This window comes from Streptomyces sp. NBC_00691 (genome assembly GCF_036226665.1).
GTDB lineage: Bacteria > Actinomycetota > Actinomycetes > Streptomycetales > Streptomycetaceae > Streptomyces.
This window is the reverse complement of record NZ_CP109007.1, coordinates 82,290-101,218: the sequence shown is the minus strand read 5'-3', so window position 1 is coordinate 101,218 and position 18,929 is coordinate 82,290. Positions and strand designations below refer to the sequence as shown.

At 68.8% G+C, this 18,929-nt stretch carries 15 protein-coding genes and 6 pseudogenes; 13 read left to right on the top strand and 8 right to left on the bottom strand.

The genetic code is table 11. The features are described from left to right. Window positions 1-180 precede the first annotated feature (180 nt). Entirely contained in the window at window positions 181-738 is a 558-nt protein-coding gene (locus OG392_RS00525; RefSeq protein ID WP_329274216.1) for a CorA family divalent cation transporter, read from the bottom strand. A gap of 627 nt (window positions 739-1,365) precedes the next feature. Between OG392_RS00525 and OG392_RS37460 the strand changes: the two are divergent. The 6 genes and pseudogenes from OG392_RS37460 to OG392_RS00495 all read left to right on the top strand — a co-directional run. Further along, window positions 1,366-1,599, top strand: a pseudogene (locus OG392_RS37460) (DUF6000 family protein); the annotation flags it as partial. A 339-nt stretch (window positions 1,600-1,938) separates the two neighbouring features. Then, on the top strand, window positions 1,939-3,405 hold the full coding sequence (locus tag OG392_RS00515) for an aminotransferase class I/II-fold pyridoxal phosphate-dependent enzyme (protein WP_329274214.1): 1,467 nt from the start codon (window positions 1,939-1,941) through the stop codon (window positions 3,403-3,405). A gap of 431 nt (window positions 3,406-3,836) precedes the next feature. Next, window positions 3,837-5,782, top strand: a pseudogene (locus tag OG392_RS00510) (catalase). 217 nt (window positions 5,783-5,999) lie between these two features. After that, window positions 6,000-6,686 (top strand): HemK2/MTQ2 family protein methyltransferase, encoded by a 687-nt coding sequence (locus tag OG392_RS00505; protein WP_329274212.1) that lies wholly within the window; start codon window positions 6,000-6,002, stop codon window positions 6,684-6,686. A gap of 91 nt (window positions 6,687-6,777) precedes the next feature. After that, complete coding sequence (locus OG392_RS00500) at window positions 6,778-6,912, top strand: CDGSH iron-sulfur domain-containing protein (RefSeq protein WP_329286990.1); 135 nt, start codon at window positions 6,778-6,780, stop codon at window positions 6,910-6,912. Window positions 6,913-6,977: 65 nt separating this feature from the next. After that, window positions 6,978-7,957, top strand: a pseudogene (locus OG392_RS00495) (iron-containing redox enzyme family protein). Between the two features lie 846 nt (window positions 7,958-8,803). On the opposite strand, the pseudogene OG392_RS00490 reads toward OG392_RS00495, so the two are convergent. Continuing rightward, window positions 8,804-9,091: pseudogene (locus OG392_RS00490) on the bottom strand (DUF1622 domain-containing protein); the annotation flags it as partial. Window positions 9,092-9,389: 298 nt separating this feature from the next. Between OG392_RS00490 and OG392_RS00485 the strand changes: the two are divergent. The 5 genes from OG392_RS00485 (at window position 9,390) to OG392_RS00465 (ending at window position 12,910) form a co-directional block, all read left to right on the top strand. Then, window positions 9,390-10,343, top strand: coding sequence for a magnesium and cobalt transport protein CorA (locus OG392_RS00485; protein WP_329274210.1), 954 nt, complete (start codon window positions 9,390-9,392; stop codon window positions 10,341-10,343). Between the two features lie 180 nt (window positions 10,344-10,523). Beyond that, entirely contained in the window at window positions 10,524-11,570 is a 1,047-nt protein-coding gene (locus OG392_RS00480) for a YihY/virulence factor BrkB family protein (RefSeq protein WP_329286988.1), read from the top strand. Window positions 11,571-11,853: 283 nt separating this feature from the next. After that, on the top strand, window positions 11,854-12,267 hold the full coding sequence (locus OG392_RS00475) for a phage holin family protein (RefSeq protein ID WP_329274208.1): 414 nt from the start codon (window positions 11,854-11,856) through the stop codon (window positions 12,265-12,267). Continuing rightward, window positions 12,264-12,647 (top strand): DUF3618 domain-containing protein, encoded by a 384-nt coding sequence (locus OG392_RS00470; protein WP_329274205.1) that lies wholly within the window; start codon window positions 12,264-12,266, stop codon window positions 12,645-12,647. Before OG392_RS00475 ends, OG392_RS00470 begins: the two co-directional genes overlap by 4 nt. Then, window positions 12,644-12,910 (top strand): DUF4235 domain-containing protein, encoded by a 267-nt coding sequence (locus tag OG392_RS00465; protein ID WP_329274203.1) that lies wholly within the window; start codon window positions 12,644-12,646, stop codon window positions 12,908-12,910. Before OG392_RS00470 ends, OG392_RS00465 begins: the two co-directional genes overlap by 4 nt. Before the next feature lie 205 nt (window positions 12,911-13,115). Here the strand turns inward: OG392_RS00465 and OG392_RS00460 are convergent, their stop codons facing one another. The 5 genes from OG392_RS00460 to OG392_RS00440 form a co-directional block, all read right to left on the bottom strand. After that, the gene (locus tag OG392_RS00460; protein ID WP_329274201.1) at window positions 13,116-14,117 is read right to left on the bottom strand and encodes a PHP domain-containing protein; all 1,002 of its coding nucleotides are present in this window, start codon (window positions 14,115-14,117) and stop codon (window positions 13,116-13,118) included. Next, complete coding sequence (locus OG392_RS00455; RefSeq protein ID WP_329274199.1) at window positions 14,114-15,007, bottom strand: SDR family oxidoreductase; 894 nt, start codon at window positions 15,005-15,007, stop codon at window positions 14,114-14,116. The genes OG392_RS00460 and OG392_RS00455 overlap by 4 nt, the downstream gene beginning before the upstream one ends. Window positions 15,008-15,047: 40 nt before the next feature. Continuing rightward, entirely contained in the window at window positions 15,048-15,677 is a 630-nt protein-coding gene (locus tag OG392_RS00450; RefSeq protein WP_329274197.1) for a flavodoxin family protein, read from the bottom strand. An 87-nt stretch (window positions 15,678-15,764) separates the two neighbouring features. Continuing rightward, the gene (locus tag OG392_RS00445) at window positions 15,765-16,565 is read right to left on the bottom strand and encodes an SDR family NAD(P)-dependent oxidoreductase (RefSeq protein ID WP_329274195.1); all 801 of its coding nucleotides are present in this window, start codon (window positions 16,563-16,565) and stop codon (window positions 15,765-15,767) included. 108 nt (window positions 16,566-16,673) lie between these two features. Next, window positions 16,674-16,835, bottom strand: a complete 162-nt coding sequence (locus OG392_RS00440) for a hypothetical protein (RefSeq protein ID WP_329274193.1) — start codon at window positions 16,833-16,835, stop codon at window positions 16,674-16,676. A 137-nt stretch (window positions 16,836-16,972) separates the two neighbouring features. Here OG392_RS00440 and OG392_RS00435 point away from each other — a divergent pair, with 137 nt between their 5' ends. Then, on the top strand, window positions 16,973-17,527 hold the full coding sequence (locus tag OG392_RS00435) for a cysteine hydrolase family protein (protein ID WP_329274191.1): 555 nt from the start codon (window positions 16,973-16,975) through the stop codon (window positions 17,525-17,527). On the opposite strand, the pseudogene OG392_RS37455 reads toward OG392_RS00435, so the two are convergent. Further along, window positions 17,499-17,987, bottom strand: a pseudogene (locus OG392_RS37455) (molybdopterin dinucleotide binding domain-containing protein); the annotation flags it as partial. The gene OG392_RS00435 and the pseudogene OG392_RS37455 overlap by 29 nt on opposite strands. 394 nt (window positions 17,988-18,381) lie before the next feature. On the opposite strand from OG392_RS37455, the pseudogene OG392_RS00420 reads away from it, so the two are divergent. Next, window positions 18,382-18,846 (top strand): annotated as a pseudogene (locus tag OG392_RS00420) (DUF1254 domain-containing protein); the annotation flags it as partial. Between the last annotated feature and the right edge of the window lie 83 nt (window positions 18,847-18,929).

Here is an 18,929-nt window from a genome sequence, read left to right as displayed (position 1 = left end):
AGCATCATCCCCACAGCCACAGCCACAGCCACAGCCACAGCCACAGCCACAGCCACAGCCACAGCCACAGCCACAGCCACCGACAGCCTTGCTGCCGCACGTGCGGGCCCTCTGTGCCTCTCCGCCTGGCCTGGGGCACGTACCCACACCAAGCGGGCTGCATCCTTGACGGCGTCTGGCCTAGAGCCAGCCGTTACGGCGGAAGGCTCGGTACAGGAGCCCCGAGGCCATCGCCATGAGCGCCAGCGCGAGCGGATAGCCGAAACTCCACCGCAGCTCGGGCATGTGCTCGAAGTTCATCCCGTAGACACCGGCGACCATGGTGGGGATCGCGAAGATCGCCGCCCAGGCCGAGATACGGCGCATATCGTCGTTCTGCCAGGTACCTACCCGCGCCTGCTGCGCGTCCAGGACCGAATTCAACAGCTGGTCGAGGGTGCGTACCTCGGTGTCAGTACGGTTCAGGTGGTCCGCCACATCGCGGAAGTAGGGCAGTACCTTCGGCGGATGAGCATGCCCGTCCGCTTCCGGCCCGGTCAGGAGCGACTGCAGGACGGGGACGAGCGGCTGTACGGCGTCACGGAACTCCCGCACCTCACGCTTGAGGGAGTAGATCTGCTCGGTGTGGTCGACGCGAGAGGTAGAGAAAACGCAGTCCTCCAGTTTGGTGAGCGCGGCTCTCACCTTGTCCGCGGCGTGGCTGTAGGCGTCCACGACGACGTCGAGGACAGCGTGCACGGACAGCGGACCTGAGTGCGACGGCCAGAACATCACCGAAACGCTCGCGCTTGGGGCGCTGCTGCGCCTGGACCGCGTCCTCGACCGCCAAAGGATGCAGGCCCAGCTCCTCCGCCAGCTGCTAAAGCCCGGCCTCGGCAGGGGCCACAAGGCGCACCCAGCCGAACTCACCCTCTCCCAGGCCACGCAGCCGCTTCAACCCCAGCTGGCAGGTCTCGTCCTCCAGGCCGCACTCCACCTTCTCCGACCGGCCGGACCGCTCCTCGTACTCTGGCTTTGTTCATGAGAATGGGTTCTGGCTCATCGCCTGTGGAGCAATAACGCTGCGTGCTGTCGAAACCCTGCTCATCCGACCTGCTCGTCGCGAGAGGATGGGGTGGTGATCCGCTACGACCCCGAGATACAGGCTCTGTACCGCCGCTACTGCCTCCCGGCGCGCCGCTACCTGAAGCTTGGCGGAGCAGTACTTCGCATGTCGCGCGAGGAGTAGGAGCCGTTCGTTCATGCCCTGGCCGCTGATGCGGAGGCTGTTTCCGACGCCGAGCTCACCATCCTTTTCGAGGGCAGCGCGGCTGGCGCGAGCGGCGGACCGCGGCATGGCTCGCCGCTGTTTCGCGCCGTGACCACTTCCGCGAGCGTCTGGGAGCGCTGCTGCTGGAGAGCGAGGTCTGTTGCGCGGGTGGGGCCTACTGCGTGGCGCTGGCGAGTTTCGGCACCGCACGGGATGCTGACCTGCTTGCCGCTTACCTGGATCGCTACCTGCGTCGGCCCGACCTTGCCTACGACCAGCCGACGGCCATGGGCGCTCTGGCGTACACCGACTCCGTCCTGCACGGCGACCTGGCCGACCACTCTTGGTGAAGCCCTCGTTCCAGCGGTCGTCCAGGTAGGGCTTGTAGTCGTCGAGGACCAATGGGCGGTTCTGTCGCTGCCCGGTGAACAGATCCTCCGGCTCCGCAGCGTCAGCTAGCTGCTTCACTGTCCGCCAGGTCATGCCGAGTTGTCGCTGGATCGAGCGACGGCTGTGCCCGGCATCCCGTAGTGCGTGGACATCGGCGTGCCGCTGAGCACCCCCCCGTTGGGTGTGGGGAAACCGGTGTCTGTGCCCGCGCCGCCGCCGCGGACTGGCTGGAGCACCATCTGCGTCCGGCCTCGTCCTGATGTCCGTTTTCGCCGAGGGTCTCGGGGCAGGCGCGAGACATGGACCAGTCGAAGGCACCGGTACTCGATGCGTTGGCCGCCTACCACGAAAGCAGTCAGACCCCGTTCACGCCCCCGGGACACAAACAGGGACGAGGCGCCGATCCCAGGGTGCGGGCCGTGCTCGGCGAAGCGGTGTTCCGGTCCGATGTGCTCGCCACCAGCGGCCTGGACGACCGTACGTCGTCCCACGGTGTCCTGGAGGAGGCCCAAGCACTGATGGCGGACGACGTCGGGGCGGAGCACGCGTTCTTCTCCACTTGCGGCAGTTCACTGTCGGTGAAGTCGGCCATGCTGTCCGTCGCCGGGCCGCACGAGAAGCTGTTGGTCGGCCGGGACGCACACAAATCCGTGGTGTCAGGCCTGATCCTCTCGGGCATAAGGCCCGTCTGGGTGGATCCGCAGTGGGACGCCGAGCGCCACCTCGCCCATCCGCCGACCGCCGAGGCATTCGAGGCGGCTTTCGCCGAGCACCCCGACGCCCGCGGCGCACTGGTCACCACGCCCACTCCCTACGGCACCTGCTCGGACCTGGCCGCGATCGCCGCGGTCTGCCACCGCAGGGGCCGACCCCTGATCGTCGACGAGGCATGGGGCGCGCACCTGCCCTTCCACCCCGACCTTCCCACGTGGGCCATGGACGCCGGCGCAGACGTGTGCGTCACCTCCGTGCACAAGATGGGCTCGGGTCTCGAACAGGGCTCCGTCTTCCACCTCCAGGGGGACCTGGTCCGGCCGGAGGTGCTCAAGAGCCGTGAGGACCTCCTGGGGACCACCAGCCCCTCGTCCCTCGTCTATGCGGCGCTGGACGGCTGGCGCCGTCAGATGGTCGAGCAGGGCGAGGCCCTCTACGACCACGCACTCGCCCTCGCACAAAAGACCCGCGAGCGGATCTCCCGAATCGACGGGATGCACGTGCACGGCCGCGACGACTTCTGCGGGCCCGGCCGGGCGGCAGACCTGGACCCCCTCCAGATCATCATCGACATCAGCGCGCGGGAGGTCACCGGCTACCACGCCGCCGATTGGCTGCGGGACAAGCACCGCATCAACCTCCACATCGCCGACCATCGCCGCATCAGCGCCCAGCTCACCCACGCCGACGACAGCGACACAGCCGAGGTGCTTCTGACGGCCCTGACCGATTTGTCCGCGCATGCTGCGGAGCTCCGCACCGGACAGCCGGTGGACGTCCCGCCGCCGTCGCGGCTGAGGCTGGAGCAGGCGGCGCTGCCCCGTGACGCCTTCTTCGGTCGGACAGAGCAGGTGCCCTGGCAGGAGGCGGAGGGTCGGGTCGCGGCCGAAATGCTGACCCCTTACCCTCCCGGCATCCCGGCTGCCCTGCCTGGCGAGCGCCTCACCGGAGATGTTCTGCGCTACCTGCGGACCGGGGTGGAGGCGGGGATGGTCGTGCCGGACGCGGCCGACACGGAGGTCACGAGCGTCCGCGTGCTCTGCGAAGAGTGACTGGCGCGGACGCGGTAGGGGTGTCGCACTTCTCGGTCGGCGTCGCTCGCTCTCCTTCGTCCCGACCCATGGGAAGCGTCCCTAGCTCACCGACGGTGACCCTCTGACGCCGAGGAATTGGTCATGCACTGATCGTCCCTGAAAGAGGCGTCGGACGCGTACGAGATGTTCCAGAAGCATCAGGACGGCGTCTTCGTGGTCCTCTTCCCGCCCTGATCCGACGGCTCTCAGCCGCCCCGCGGTGGTGCGCCACCGGGCTCCTTACGGCGCGCGGGTCGATAGGAGGCCGGTGGGCACGCACCACCGTTCTGCTGTCGAGGCAGATGCCCGGAACGCCGCTGAGGTGGGTGAGCAGAAGCTGGCCGCTGTTTGGGAGCGGGTGCATCCCGGTCATGGCTCAAGTTCAACAGCCCACTTTTTGGAGACAGACGATGACAACGAAGTACAGCCCTGCCGCCTCGGAGCCGGACGAGGACGGCGTGCCGGGCAAGCCTGGGCCGGTGTCCCCAGGCGTGGTCGAGTTGACGCAGCCCGCGGAGCCTCTCCCGCCCAAAGCGGACCAGGAAGGGCCGGAGACCGTGAGCCCCACTGGGCAGGCCACCGGTTCGGAGCAGGCACGCGTGGCGCAGAGCGGTGCCCACCTCACCACCGCCCAAGGGGCACGGCTCCACAACACCGATCACTCGCTGAAGGCTGGACCACGAGGGCCGGTGCTTCTCCAGGACCACCATCTGCGCGAGAAGATCACGCATTTCGACCACGAGCGAATCCCGGAACGAGTGGTGCACGCGCGCGGAGCCGCCGCGCACGGGGTCTTCCAGGGCTATGGAACCGCAGGCGAGGTGACGCGTGCCGCCTTCCTCGCGAAGGACGTGGAGACACCCGTGTTCGTCAGGTTCTCCACCGTCCTCGGCTCGCGCGGCTCGGCGGACACGGTGCGTGACACCCGCGGGTTCGCGACGAAGTTCTACACCGAGGAAGGCACCTTCGACCTGGTCGGCAACAACATCCCGGTCTTCTTCATCCAGGACGCCGTCAAGTTCCCCGACATCATCCACGCCGGCAAGCCGCACCCCGACCGGGAGATCCCGCAGGCGCAGAGCGCGCACGACACGTTCTGGGACTTCGTCTCGCTCCACACCGAAGCCACGCATCACACCCTGTGGAACATGTCCGACCGCGGGATCCCGAGGTCCTTCCGGATGATGGAGGGCTTCGGCGTCCATACGTTCCGCCTGACGCGAATACCAAGAACTACTTCGCCGAGACCGAGCAAGTCGCCTTCCACCCGGGACACTTGGTTCCCGGCATCGACGTCACCGACGACCCGCTGCTCGCCGGCCGCCTCTTCTCGTACCTCGACACACAGATCAGCCGCCTCGGTGGCCCCAACTTCGGTCAGATCCCGATCAACCGACCGCACGCCCCCGTCAACGACATGCTCCGCGACGGCACGCACCAGAGTGCCGTCCACACCGGGGTCGCCCCCTACCACCCCAACAGCCTCGACGGCGGGTGCCCCTTCTTCGCCGGAGCCGACACGGGAGCCTTCATCGAAACACCGGTGAAGGTTCCGGCGGCGAGCAAGGTCCGTGAGGCGCCCGCCTCGTTCTCGGACCACTTCACCCAGCCGCGGCTGTTCTGGCTCAGCATGACCCCGCCCGAACGCGAGCACATCATCGCCGCGTACACCTTCGAACTGAGCAAGTGCTATGAGCAGGCGGTCAAGGAGCGCACCCTCCAGGTCCTGGCGAACATCGACCCGCAGCTGTGCGAACAGGTCGCCGCGGGCCTCGGACTGCCGGCCCCGGCGGCCACCGAGCCGCTCGCCGAATCCGATCCCAGCCCGGCCCTCTCCCAGATTGGCGGTACCTGGCCGACTGATGGCCGCGTCATCGGCATCATCGCCGACCCGGAGGCCGACCTGGACGGCGTACGGACCGTCCGGCAAGCCGTCCTCGACGTCGGCATGGTTCCCCTCGTCATCGCCCCGACCGGCGGCACCCTCGGTCCCGGCGATCCGATCGGGGTTCAGCGGACTTACGCCACGGCCCGCTCCACCGAATTCGACGCCGTCCTGCTCGCCGGTGTGCCCCAAGCCGGAGCGGACGCGTACGGCGCCCGCGACGCCAAGGCCGGCGCTGCCCGGCCCCCGCAAGCCATCGACCCGCGCGTGCTCCTGCTCGTCACCGAGGCGTACCGGCACGGCAAGGCCATCGGCGGCTGGAACGGCGCCGACCAGCTCCTCGAGACCGCCGGCATCACAGCCGACGACCCGGGTGTCGCGCTGGGGGAGGACGGTACGGCCGTCGTAGCGGCCGTCACCGCAGCCCTGGCCGAGCACCGGGCCTGGGACAGGTTCCCGCCCGCAGTCTGAAAGGACCTGGGGCGGGAAACGGCGAGGACGGGCTCACCGTGGCCGCTGCGGTGAGCCCGTTCCCGCCAGCCCTTACTCCTTCGCTCGGTGATCTCCTCTCCGTTTCCCTCCGATACTGCGAAGACCGCCGAAACGTTGCATGAGGTCACCGACCATGGGCAGCCGTATGACGTCCAGGAAGCGGCCTTACAGGCGCCACGATCCCCGGAGGAACGCGATGTCCAGTACGGCTCTCGCCCTGGGGACTCTGACCGGCGGCCTGGTCGCCCTGCCGAGTGTCTACCGGCCGCAGGCGGACACCCACCTGCGCGCCGAGGCCCTCGCCCACGAGGAGCTGGGGCTCCGCACCAGCGTCCTGGAGATCGGCACCGGGACCGGCGCGCTCGCTCTGCATGCCGCTCGCAGAGGTGCCGCGGTCACGGCGGTCGACGTCTCCTGGCCGGCCGTCGCAACAGCGCGTATGAACGCCCTGATCCAGAGGCTTCCGGTGCGCGTCCTGCACGGCGATTTCAAGGCCCGTACCGTCGGCCGACGATTCGACCTGATCATGGCGAACCCGCCATACGTTCCTGCTCCGGGCTTGGCATTGCCCACACGGGGGCCGCAGCGAGCTTGGGACGCTGGGCCGGACGGACGCCTCGTGATCGACCGGATCTGCGCGACCGCTTCCGCTCTGCTGCGCCCCGGCGGCGCGCTGCTGATGGTGCACTCCGGCATGTGCGGGGCCGAGGAGACCGTGGACCGGCTGGCCGGGGCAGGGCTGTCCGCCCAGGTCACAGCGAAGGCATCCGTACCCTGGGGCCCGGTCCTGCGCTCGCGGCGGATCTGGCTGGAGCGGCAGGGCCTGGCGAGCGAGGCCCAGGATAGGGAAGAGCTGGTGGTCATTCGTGCCCAGAACCGCTGACCCCGGCCCTTGCCCGGCCGACGGTGTGAAGCCCGTCCGCCGCGTGTCCGTGGACCCGCAGGGGCCCGTCCTCATCTAAGGCCCCGTCGAAATCGTCCGGGACGACGGGACGATCGCCCGCTCAGACCGCTTCACTGTTGCCATCTGCACCTGCCGGCGCAGCCGTACGTACCCCTGGTGCGACACCAGCCACCGCCCCCGGCGAGCGAACCGCTCCGCCGCCTGACGACAGGAACCCGTGATGCCGCCTCCCAGCCTGGCCCCGGTCACCGTTGCTGTCCCGGGCCCCATCTGGTAGGAGGGCGGGGCGTGTTGTCCTGCGCAGTGTCGGACGCTCTGCGCGCCGGGAGCCCGCCGCAGTGCGCCCCCGGGGCGGTACTGGAGGCCGACCCGTGGGGCGAGGACCTCCAGCTCTCCCTTTACCTCCTCTACGAGCTCCACTACCGAGGCTTCGACGGTGTGGACGACGCACGCGAGTGGGACCCGGACCTGCTGCGACTGCGCCAGGCATTGGAAGCGCGCTTCCTGGACGCCCTGCGCACCGAGCTGTCTGATGCACCGCGAACGGTCGAGGACGCCTTCGCCCCGCTCCTCGTCGAGCCCATCGACTCTCCGGCAGCCTGAGCCACCACCTCGCAACCGAGGGAGAACTCTGGCAGTTGCGCGAGTACGCGGCCCTGCGCTCCCTCTACCACCTCAAGGAAGCCGACCCGCACGCCTGGGTCATCCCCCGGCTTACCGGGCGAGCCAAAGCTGCCATGGTCGCCATCGAATACGACGAGTTCGGCGCCGGCCGCGCCGACCGCATCCATGCACAGCTCTTCGCCGATCTCATGACCGACCTCGGGCTGGACCCCAGGTACGGCCGCTACTTGGATCAGGCGCCGGCACCCCTTCTCGCGAGCGTGAACCTGATGTCGCTCTTCGGCCTGCACCGGGCCATGCGCGGAGCGCTCGTCGGTCACTTCGCGTGCGTCGAGGTCACCTCATCGCCCGGCTCCCGTCGCCTGGCCAAGGCCATGCGGCGCTGCGGCGCGGGGCCGGCCGCCGAGCACTTCTAGGCCGAACACGTCGAGGCCGACGCAGTCCACGAGCAGGTCGTCCGCCCCGAAGTGATCGACGGCCTCCTCGCCGACGAACTTGGGCTCGAAGCGGACATCGCGTTCGGCTGTGCGGCGACCGCCCTCCTCGAAGACCGTCTCGCAAGCCACATCCGCGAAGCCTGGAACCACGAACGCAGCGCACTGCGCATGCGCCTGCACGAGAACTAGCGGCGACATTGCCTCAGGGGCAACCACGGGGCCCCTGAGGCCGCCCGGGGAGGGCGTGCAGCGAACCCGTAGACCTGAGAAGGGGCCTTCTGGGCGGGGTGGGGAGAGCGCAGGTGGCCGGGGCGGGGTTGGGCCGAGCTACGCGACCACCAGACGATCCGTGAGGTGCAAAGATCGGTGCTGTGGTGGCGGGTCTGGACGAGTGCGCCGGGTGATGTGCAGACAGACGCCGAGGACCACGGCGTCGGGACCGTCTCCGACGGCGTCGCCGACACGGCGTGCAGCAGTCCGTCGAAGGCCAGGGCAGGACGATCACTGCGGTGTGTGGGGCCATGGCCCGGACGCCGCTGACCACTTCTGTGCCCGAGGCACCGGGCAGGGCGCCGAGGTGTCACCCAGCCGCTTCGCACAAGGCGCAGTTTCGTACAGGTGACGGGTCGTTGGTCAGGAAGGGGTCGGCACCGGGCCAGGCAGTGGCGGGCGCGCATGGCTGCAAGACGTGCCAGAGGTGATTGCGGGAATACCCATGCGACGCAGGAGGTCCCGTCCGATGCGCCGGGTCGCAGGGCTGTGCCAGGCAGTCGTCGGGTGGCGGGAACGCAGGTGCGAAAGCGCCCGCGTTCCCAGGCCGGCGCTGTGGAACCGTTCGTCGATGATGACCGCGGTGATGACACCCCGGGCGCAGTCAGGGCAGATCCTGTAGCGGACCTGGCCGACGACCTGGCGGATGTGGACGAGGAGCAGGCATTCCTCGCCCGATCCCGCGGGGTCCGGGATGTGCGCGGACAGGAATCCGATTGCCCGGTACGCCAGGATGCGGCGGCGAAGCCGGCCGCTGATCCGGCTTCACCGCGAGTGTGTGGCGCTGGTTCGGCCAGATGGAGACACCTGCACTGTGGGCGCTGGGTCGAACGGATTGTTCGCGGGACGCGCATGTGGTCCGTGCATGACCGCTCGTGTTCCCAGACCGCCGAGCGATACGCGTCGGGGCGCACTCCCAACGGGGGGTGCCGTTCGCAGGGCGTCGCCCGCCAGCTGGAATTCCAGCCCCAGGACGAGGAAGCGGCCCAGGCTGAGGCGGATCTCGTTGGACTCGGCGATGAGGGAGCGCCTGCGCAGGCCGGTCGTGGCGAAGCGGACGAAGGCCTAGACGGCGCCCACGAAGATGATCAGCGCGCCGCCCGCCTCGCTGACGTGCACCCGCCACCCGATCAGCTCCCGCACTCCGAACTCGGGCACCCGTTCACTCCATGCGTTCATGGGAGCGCTCCTTACTCACGTCTACACGCCTACACGAGCTGGCTCCGTTGTCTCACGCCACACGGCGGACGCGGGCGAGAGCCGGCTGCGGGCGCATGAAACGGGGCTGGTGAGGTATGCGAGGGTGATGGAATGTGTCATATACGACCAGGTCTCTGGCTGGTCGAAGCACGTGGAGCGCGAGCTGCCGGACGACGCATGCCAGCGCATCCTCAAGCGGCTGACGGGCTTGGACGACAGTGAGTTCGCCTGGGTCCGGCTGGCAGATCCCTCGGAAAGCGAACTGGTGGAGCTGGCCGAGGAACTGGGCCTTCACCCCCTGGCTGTCGAGGACGCGCTCCACGGGCGACAGCGTCCGAAGCGCGAGCGCTTCGGCGACATCCTGGCCGTTGCGCTGAAGACCCTTCGGTACGTGGAAGAGGAATCGGCGGTGGAGACCGGCGACATCATGATCTTCGTTGGGCCTCGCAGCGTACTCACCGTGACCCACGGGACGATCGATCCCTGCACCGAGGCGGCTCGCCGGTTGGACACAGATCCGGGCATGCTGAGCCATGGCCCCAAGGCTGTGCTGCACGCCGTGCTGGATGTCGTCGTCGATGCGTACAACGACGCCGCCCGAAGAGTGCGGGCCACGCTCAACCGGCTCGAGGACGAGGTGTTCTCCACTACCCGCGTCGACCACACCGAGAACATCTACTCCCTCAAGCGCGAGGTCCGCGAATTCCGTGATGCCGTGCAGCCACTCGTACCGGTGGTCCAAGGCATCCTGTCCGGCGACCCGGGCGAGAAGGACCGTCATTCGAAGATCGCCCCGTACATCCGTGACGTCGCCGATCACCTGCACCGTGCGGACATCGAGGTGCGGACCTTGGATGAACTGCTGGACTCCGTCCTCGGCGCGCAGCAGGCCCGCGTGGGCACCTGGCAGAACGACGACATGCGGCGCATCTCCGCGTGGGCGGCGATCTTCGCGATCCCCACGATGGTCGCCGGCGTGTACGGCATGAACTTCGAACACATGCCGGAACTCGGCTGGACCTACGGCTACCCGCTGGCCGTCGTTCTCATGGCCCTCGCGGCAGGCGCCCTCTACCGTGCCTTCCGCCGCAACGGCTGGCTGTAGAAGCCTCCCGTACCGGGGCCACCCCGGCCCCGGCGGCTCCCTGTCCTGGTGTCGCGCCGCCGGTAGACGGGGAGGCCGGCCCCACCGAGACGCGGGAAGTCCGGGCGCCCCGCCGAGGAGGCCCGGCTTCCCGTGCGCTCTCGCGGACATGACTGGCGCCGCGGTGGAAAGCCGCAGGGGATGACACGCACATCGAAGCCAGGACCAGACGGGAACGACGAGCACGGCGACACCGGCCACGAGAACTCGGCGGGCCCGGACCCGCAGGTGGAGGAGCGGGCCCCCGACCGGCCAACCGAGCTGCCCAAGCGGTCGTGGAAGGCGGTGCTGCGCGGCACCGTGAAGGAATTCAAGGACGACGAGCTCGCCGACCGGGCCGCAGCACTGACCTACTACGGAGTCCTCGCCCTCTTCCCCGCCCTGCTCGTGCTGGTGTCCCTGCTGGGCCTCGCGGGGGAGTCCGCCACCAAGCAGGTGCTGGACAACCTGCAGAAACTGGCGCCCGGCTCCGCGCGGGACGTGATCACCGACGCCGTGCAGCAGCTCCAGGGCCATTCCGGCGTCGGATCGCTCCTTGCGGTCGTCGGCCTCGTCGTCGCCGTGTGGTCGGCGTCCGGCTACATCTCCGCGTTCATCCGCGCATCGAACGCCGTCTATGACATGCCTGAAGGCCGCCCTGTGTGGAAGGTCCTCCCGCTGCGCCTTGCTCTCACCGTCACGCTGATGGTCATGGCCTGCGCCAGCGCGCTCATCGTCGTCTTCTCCGGCTCTCTCGCCCAGCAGGCCGGCACTGCCCTGGGGTTCGGGGACACCGCCCTGACGGTGTGGTCGATCGCGAAGTGGCCGGTGCTGGTCCTCCTCGTCACAATCATGATCGCGGTTCTCTACTGGGCCGCGCCGAACGCGAAGGGCCGCGGCTTCGAGTGGGTGACGCCGGGCAGCCTCCTCGCGCTGGTGATCTGGATGGCCGCCTCGGTCGGCTTTGCGTTCTACGTCGCGAACTTCGCTTCCTACAACAAGACCTACGGCGCCCTTGCAGGCGTGATCATCTTCCTCGTGTGGTTGTGGATCACCAATCTGGCGATCCTCCTCGGTTTGGAATTCGACGCTGAAATGGTCCGACAGCGTGCGATCGCCGGCGGGCTGCCCGAGGACGAGGAGCCCTACGTCGAGCCCCGTGACACCCGTGCGTGGAGCGACGACGACCACCGCCGGACGGAGCATTGACCCATACCTGCAGACGGCTCGCCACGAGATCAGCACGGCCCGGCCACTCCGGTGGCGGCTGCGGGCCGAAGGCCCGCCTTCTGTACAACGCAGGTTGCCGCGCGGGTGCCAGCGTCATTTCGGGGCAGGCGCGCCGTGACGACAACATGCCCGCCCCGGAACGGCGTCGACTCGGTCGAGCGAAGCGCCGACGCCCCTCCAGGACCCCACCAGCGCTGAGCAGGAGATCTGACGGACGGGCCGCCCGTTACAGCAGACTGACGAAAGGCAAGGTGTCCCCATCATGAGCACGGTGGAGCGACAGCCCCACGCCGCCGACGACTCGGTGGGCGTCCTGGTTTCACGCGCCTCGCAGCAGATGTCCGAGCTGGTGCGCGAGGAGATGCAACTGGCCCGGGCGGAGATGACCGAGAAGGGCAGGCGCTACGGGAAGGGCGGAGGCCTCTTCGGCGCCACGGGAATCATCGGCCTTCTGGCACTCCAGGCTCTGACGGCAACCTGCATCGCCGCTCTCGCGCTGGTTCTGCCGGTGTGGGCGGCCGCTCTCATCATCACCGCGGCCCTGGGAGTCGTGGCGGCCGGGACCGCCCTGGCAGGAAAGAAGCAGATCGCCCGGGCCGGTACCCCGGCTCCCCAGCAGACCATCGACAGTGTCAAGGCCGACGTGGCCGAGATCAAGGAGAAGGCACACCGATGAACGACGACGCCCGAACCGACATCGGCACCCCCGCCCCCAGCTCCGCCGAACTGCGTGATCAGGTTGAGCGCACCCGCGACGAGCTGGGCCAGACGGTCGAGGCCCTCGCCGCGAAGGCCGACATCAAGGCGCAGGCCAAGGAGAAGGCAGCCGCCGTCAAGGACCAGGCCGCCGCGAAAGCAGCGCTGCTCTCCGAGCAGCTCCGTGAGAAGGCCGGGCAGGCCGCCCACGCGGTGAAGGACAAGACCCCGGACCCGCTCCTGGAGAAGGCCGGCCAGGCAGCGACCGCCGCACGCGCCAACGGCAACCCGCTCGTGGTGGTCGCAGCCGCCGTAGCCGTCTTCCTACTGGTCCGCCGCAGCCGGGGGCATCGACGATGAAGGCATCCAAGATCGCCTACAGGCCCGTGGGGATGGCCTTGGGCGCCCTCAGCGGCGTGATCGCAGGCGCCGCCTTCAAGCAGGCGTGGAAGATCATCGAGGGCGAGGGCGATGCTCCTGACGCCACCGACGAGGACCGGACGTGGAAGCAGATCCTGCTCGCCGCAGCCATCCAGGGGGCGATCTTCGCCGTGGTAAAGGCCTCGGTCGACCGGTCGGGGGCTGTAGCGATACGGCGTCTGACGGGCACCTGGCCGGGCTGACCAGCCGCGGCGCCGATCACCGGGCCAAGCACCGAGGCGCTCGACGCAGACGCACCCATGACCGACGTCTTTCGACCTCCCGGTGGTCGGCGATCAGCTCGTCGATGATCACATTCCCGCCGTGTCCCATCTCGCCTCCCTGCGTATTCGGGGTGGGGCAATGGAGGAGAAGACGCCGCCCTGTCACCGTGCGAACGCGGGTGCCTCACGGTCGGCCGGTCCTGCTGGTCAGCAGCCGCTCCAGCGACCAGGTGGTGATCAGCCGGTCCGCTCCCAATCCGATCCGGGCGGCACGCGCGTAGCCCGTGCTCTGCCAGTGCAGCTGTTCGGGAGCGTGGGCGTCGGTGTCCACGGCGAACCGGCAGCCCGCGGCGGTGGCCAGCGCGAGCAGCTCGTCGGGCGGGTCGCGACGCTCGGGTCGGCAGTTGATCTCCACCGCGGTGCCGGCCTCCGCGCAGGCGGCGAACACGGCTTCGGCGTCGAACCGGGACTGCGGGCGCCCGCGGCCGGTGATGATCCGCCCCGTGCAGTGGCCCAGGACGTCGACGTGCGGGTTACGTACCGCAGCCAGCATACGAGCGGTCATCGGTCCGGGATCCGAGCGGAGCTTGGAGTGCACGGAAGCGACGACGATGTCGAGGCGGCCGAGCAGGTCTTCGTCCTGGTCGAGGGATCCGTCGTCGAGGATGTCGCACTCGATGCCGGTGAGCAGCCGAAAATCCTGGCCCATATGGGCGTTTACGGCGGCCACGGCCTCCAGCTGGCTTTCGAGGCGTTCACGGCTCAGGCCGTGGGCGGTCGTCAGCCTAGGCGAGTGGTCGGTCAGAACGGCCCACTGGTGGCCCAGGGCGCGGGCGGCGTCGGCCATGTCCTGCAGCGGGCTGCCGCCGTCCGACCAGTCGGAGTGCAGGTGGCAGTCCCCGGTGGTCCCCGCCGCCAGGTCCCAGCCGGCACGGGCGCCCGGATCGGTCTCGGTCTCCAGTCGGGCGAGGTAGCGCGGTACTGCTCCGGTCGAGGCCTGGGCGATCACCTCGGCGGTCACCGGCCCCACCCCGGGCAGCTGCTCGGCCCGGTCGGCGTCCACGGGGCCGGGCGGTAGGTTGCGGACGGCATCGGCCGCCGTGTGGAAGGCCCGCACCCGGTAGGGGGAGGCCCCGCGCCATTCCAGGAGGAAGGCGATCCGGCGCAGGGCTTCGTCGGGTGTCACGGCAGGGGTGTTCCGCCGGTGGCGTTGACGATCTCGCCGGTGATGTAGGAGGCCTGGTCGGAGGCCAGGAACACGTAGGCGGGCGCCATCTCCGCCGGCTGTGCGGGGCGGCCCAGGGGAGACTGCTTACCGAAGTCCGTGGGGTCGGGCATGGTGGCGGGGATGAGCGGGGTCCAGACCGGTCCGGGTGCGACGGCGTTGGCGCGGATGCCGCGTTCGGCGAGCATCTGGGCGAGGCTGTGGGTGAAGGAGATGATCGCGGACTTGGTCATGGCGTAGTCGAGGAGGTGCGGGCTGGGTTGGTAGCCCTGCACGGAGGCGGTGTTGATCACCGAGGCGCCGCGTGGCATGTGGGCGAGGGCCGTTTTGGTGAGCCAGAACATGCCGTACAGGTTGGTCTTCATGACGCGGTCGAACTGTTCGGTGGTGATGGCTTCGATGCCTTCGGGTTGGGACATCTGGTAGGCGGCGTTGTTGACGAGCAGGTCGATGCCGCCCAGCTCGCTGACGGTTTTGTCGATGAGGGCGGTGCATTCGTCTTCGTTGCGGATGTCGCAGGCGATGGCGACGGCTGCGCGGCCGGCGTCGCGGATCATGCGTGCGGTCTCTTCGGCTTCGCCGGCTTCCTCGGGGAGGTGGGTGAAGGCGACGTCGGCGCCCTCGCGGGCGAAGGCCAGGCAGACGGCCCGGCCGATCCCGGAGTCCCCGCCGGTTACCAGCGCCCTTCGTCCCCGCAGCAGATCGTGGCCTTCGTAGGATTCCTCACCGTGATCCGGGCGGGGGTCCATGGACTCGGTCGCCCCGGGGTGATCCTGGTCCTGTTCGGGGAACGGGGGCTGCGGATACCGGCTCAAGGGGTCGGTGAGTCGGGGCTGGTCGTGGGAGGGCATCACAAATTCCCTTTCGGCAGGAGCGGTCAGGGGGGCGATTTCAGGAGGAGGGCGGGTAGGGGGCGGACTTGAGGCGGCGGGCGAGGTGGGCGGTGTTCGTGGCGAGGGTCTTGGTGGCGGCCGCAGTCTTCTCGGGGGTCTTGTCGAGGTCCTGGTAGTCGGTGCCCTGCATGGCCTCGCCGACCCAGTAGGTCACCGCGTTCGGGGCGAGGGAGAATCCGACGTCGTTGAGGCCCTGGAAGAGTTCGGCGCTGACGTGGTGGGCGCCGTCTTCGTTGCCGACCACGCACACCGCGGCGGCTTTTCCGTAGGTGAGCATGCGGCCCTCGTCGTCGCTCTCACCCAGTTCGGCATTCAGGCGCTCCAGGACGCGCTGGGCGACGCTGGAAGGGTGGCCGAGCCAGATCGGCGTCGACAGGATCAGGATGTCGCAGCCCAAAATCGTGGCGCGAATCTCCGGCCAGGCGTCGCCCTCGCCCATGTCGGTCTCGACGCCGGGCTTGACGTCGTGGTCGGCGATGCGGACCACCTTTCCGGTGACGCCGTGATCAGCGAGCGCGGCCATCGTCTGTTCGGCCAGCAGCTGCGAGCTGGACGGCTTCGGCGACGGCGAGAGCGTGCAGACGAGAGCGACGGCGCGCAGGGGCGTGGTTTCGGTAGTGGTGTCCATGTGATCCGGCTACCCCGATGATCGGCCCGAATCCCGCCTCTCGTACGGATACCCGTCGATCGGGGGTGCGGCTGCGGCAGGTGGCATCTACTGGTCGCCGGATCCGGGTCCGGCCATCCGGCGGTGCCCTTCGGCCTTGAGGCTGTCGGGCAGGACCTTGTTCGCAAGGCCTTGTGCCTTGGTCCTCAGAGATCCGGCGATGACCTTGTCCTTGCCGGCCAAGAGCGCGTCCAGGCCCTGCTCCGCGACCTGGGCGGGATCGTCCTTCTCACCCTGGCCGACCTTGGTGTCGCCCATGTCCGCGCGGCGGAAGAAGTCGGTGTCGGTGGGGCCAGGCATCAGCGCGGTCACCGTCACCGGCGTGTCCTTCAGCTCGTTCTGCAAAGCCTGCGAGAACGACTGAAGAAATGACTTCGAGGCGTTGTAGACGGCCTGGAACGAGCCCGGCATGGTGGAGGCAATCGAGGAGGTGATCAGCATTCGACCCCCGCCCGCCGCGGCCATCGGCCGCAGCAGCTGCTTGGCCAGATGCACCGTGGAACGGACGTTCAGGTCGACGATCTCGAGCTCGTCCTCCAGGTCGGTATCGAGAAACGCCCCGCCTTCGCCGACGCCGGCGTTGAGAGCAGCGACGGCCACAGGCCGACCTGTGGCGGCCACCGCGGTGACGAGCCGTTCGGCGTCCTCGTAGTGGCGCAGGTCGGCCTGTACGGTCTGCACCACTGCTCCGGTGCGGTCCCTGATTTCGACCGCCGCGACGCGCAGACCTTCTTCGTCGGCGGAGTTGACGATCAGGTCGTAGCCGCGATCGGCGAGCTGGCGGGCCAGTTCGAACCCGATACCGCTGGAAGCGCCGGTCACGACCGCAAGTTCTCGGTTCTGGTTCATATGCCGCGCCTACCCGGCCGATCGGGCTATACCCGGACAATAAGCCTGACGGGGATTTGGCCGCAGAGTGGGGAATCTGTTGTGGCTGCGGCAGGTCACCATGCCGCGTCAGTCCTCGCCGCGGATGATGTTCCAGTCCTGGCTGGCCGGATTTTCCTCGTCCGCGCGGTCGGTGCGTGTCTGGCGCACCACGGCGGGACGGCACGTGCGGACCCGTCCATCGAGCGATACGCGGCTGGTGGCCGGCTGGGTTACTGCCTGGCCTTCCATGACCCCAACTCCTTCCGAAGCGAACATGTCCGATATGAGCTTTTCTGACGATTCGCGTATACCCGAGGCGATAGGGGGCACGCGCCGCTCCGGCCCCGAAGGCGCAGGGGCCGGATGTGACGGGAGGAGAGGGAGTCGTGGACCGGAGCGGACTCATCGTGATCGACATGCTGAATACCTACGAGCATGAGGATGCCGAGGTGCTGGTGGTCTCCGTCCGTACGGCGCTGCCGGGTGTGAAGGCGCTCCTGGAGCGGGCCCGGGCCGCAGAGGCGCCGGTGGTATATGTGAACGACAATTTCGGCCGCTGGCGTTCCCACCATGGCGAGATCCTCGAAGCGGCTTTGGCCGGCCCCCGTGCGGATCTGGTGGAGCCGATCGTGCCGGACGAGGAGTCGCTGTTCGTCGTCAAGGCGCGGCACTCCGTCTTCTACGAGACGCCTCTGCCCTACCTGCTGGGTCAGCTGGACGTGCGGCGGGTGGTGTTGTGCGGGCAGGTGACCGAGCAGTGCGTGCTGTACTCGGCGCTGGACGCCCACATCCGGCACCTCGACGTCGTCGTGGCCACGGATGCGGTCGCCCACATCGACGCCGAGCTCGCGGATGCGGCGCTGCGGATGATGGAGCGCAACATGGCTGCCGAACTCCGCCGGAGCGGCGGCATCAGCTTCGAGGACGCCCGCTCGAACTGACGGCGCCTGGATCGCTCGTGCCCGGATCGAAGGCCGGAGGACCGGATCGCTCCATAAGCGTGAGGGCGGCCGCTGCGGTCTTGAACTGGGGTTGCTCGGAGACGGGATCCCACCGGGTGGGGATCAGCTCGTTCGCGGCGCGTCCCGGCGTCCCGGGGGCGGGGGCGTTGCCGGCGGGGGTGTCCCAGTAGCCGTAGTGGAAGGGTACGAACAGGACTCAGGGGCGGACCGTTCGCTTGCGCAGCCGCCCGCGTCGGGTCCCGCAATGGGTGGTGACCTCGACGAGGTCGCCCTCGGCCAGGCCAAGGCAGGCGGCGTCGGATTTCGCGACCTCCACCCACACCTCCGGCGCCGCTTCCACCAGCTCGGGGACCCGGCCGGTCTTGGTGCGGGTGTGGAAGTGGTTGATCGTGCGGCCGGTGGTCAGCTGGAAGGGATGCTTCTGGTCGGGCCACTCGTTGGCAAGTCCGCCTCGCAGCGCGGCGGGGAGAAGTCCGGGGGCGGGGGGTGGTTAGAGCGGACCAAGGACGACCTCTACCAGGAGGCGAAGAAGCGCGGCATCGAGGGCCGCTCGACGATGACCAAGCAGCAGCTGAAGAACGCCCTCGGCCATTGACCCCAGTTCACAGCACCGGGCGTGTACGGGTCGGCGCCTTCCTCTCAGTCCCGCAGCAGGCGCCGGCCGGGCGCACCGCCTCCAGGGGGTGACGGCCGTTGCCCGGCGGGATCCCACGAGGGTCCCGGCTCCACCGCGCCGTCCCGGCCACTCGTTCGGCGGACTCGCCGCGCGGGAGGCAGGCGTCGCTCGTAGCGTCGGCCCGGACGAGACGTCCTATGGCCTCTGGGAGAATCCGATGACGGACGAGTCGATGGCGAAGCTGGCCACAGAAGCGTGGATCTACGGGTATCCGCTGGTCACGGCGGCTGTGACGAAGAGCAGCATGACGGCGGTACCGGCCCGGGACGATTCGCGCAGGAAGGCCCCCGTCAATCAGTTCTGCTACATGCGCGCCACCCCGGACGCGTCGTTCACCGAGGTCGTCTCGCCGAACGCCGACACCCTGTACTCCAGTGCCTGGCTCGACCTTTCCGACGAGCCTCTGGTGCTGGCCCTGCCCGAGTTCGGCGATCGGTTCTGGATGGTCCCCGTCCTGGACGCCTGGTCGAATGTCTGTGCCGTCGTCGGCCAACGCAGGAACGGACCGTCCGCCGGCCCGTTCCTGATCGCTGGGCCCTCCTGGTCGGAGGCGACTCCCGTCGGCCTGACCCTGCTGAGGTCGCCCACCGCCGTGAACTGGATCATCGCCCGCTACGCGACCAGCGGCCCGTCCGACTTCCCGGCCGTCAACCGGTTGCAAGACGGCACACGGCTGGTTCCGCTGTCGCAGTGGACCGGTGATCC

What these genes read in the sequence shown, in the direction of transcription:
- OG392_RS00515 (WP_329274214.1), top strand. Translation starts at nt 1,939, where the DNA reads ATGGACCAGTCGAAGGCACCGGTACTCGATGCGTTGGCCGCCTACCAC.
- OG392_RS00505 (WP_329274212.1), top strand. Translation starts at nt 6,000, where the DNA reads ATGTCCAGTACGGCTCTCGCCCTGGGGACTCTGACCGGCGGCCTGGTC.
- OG392_RS00480 (WP_329286988.1), top strand. Translation starts at nt 10,524, where the DNA reads ATGACACGCACATCGAAGCCAGGACCAGACGGGAACGACGAGCACGGC.
- OG392_RS00475 (WP_329274208.1), top strand. Translation starts at nt 11,854, where the DNA reads ATGAGCACGGTGGAGCGACAGCCCCACGCCGCCGACGACTCGGTGGGC.
- OG392_RS00470 (WP_329274205.1), top strand. Translation starts at nt 12,264, where the DNA reads ATGAACGACGACGCCCGAACCGACATCGGCACCCCCGCCCCCAGCTCC.
- OG392_RS00465 (WP_329274203.1), top strand. Translation starts at nt 12,644, where the DNA reads ATGAAGGCATCCAAGATCGCCTACAGGCCCGTGGGGATGGCCTTGGGC.
- OG392_RS00455 (WP_329274199.1), bottom strand. Translation starts at nt 15,007, where the DNA reads ATGCCCTCCCACGACCAGCCCCGACTCACCGACCCCTTGAGCCGGTAT.
- OG392_RS00450 (WP_329274197.1), bottom strand. Translation starts at nt 15,677, where the DNA reads ATGGACACCACTACCGAAACCACGCCCCTGCGCGCCGTCGCTCTCGTC.
- OG392_RS00445 (WP_329274195.1), bottom strand. Translation starts at nt 16,565, where the DNA reads ATGAACCAGAACCGAGAACTTGCGGTCGTGACCGGCGCTTCCAGCGGT.
- OG392_RS00440 (WP_329274193.1), bottom strand. Translation starts at nt 16,835, where the DNA reads ATGGAAGGCCAGGCAGTAACCCAGCCGGCCACCAGCCGCGTATCGCTC.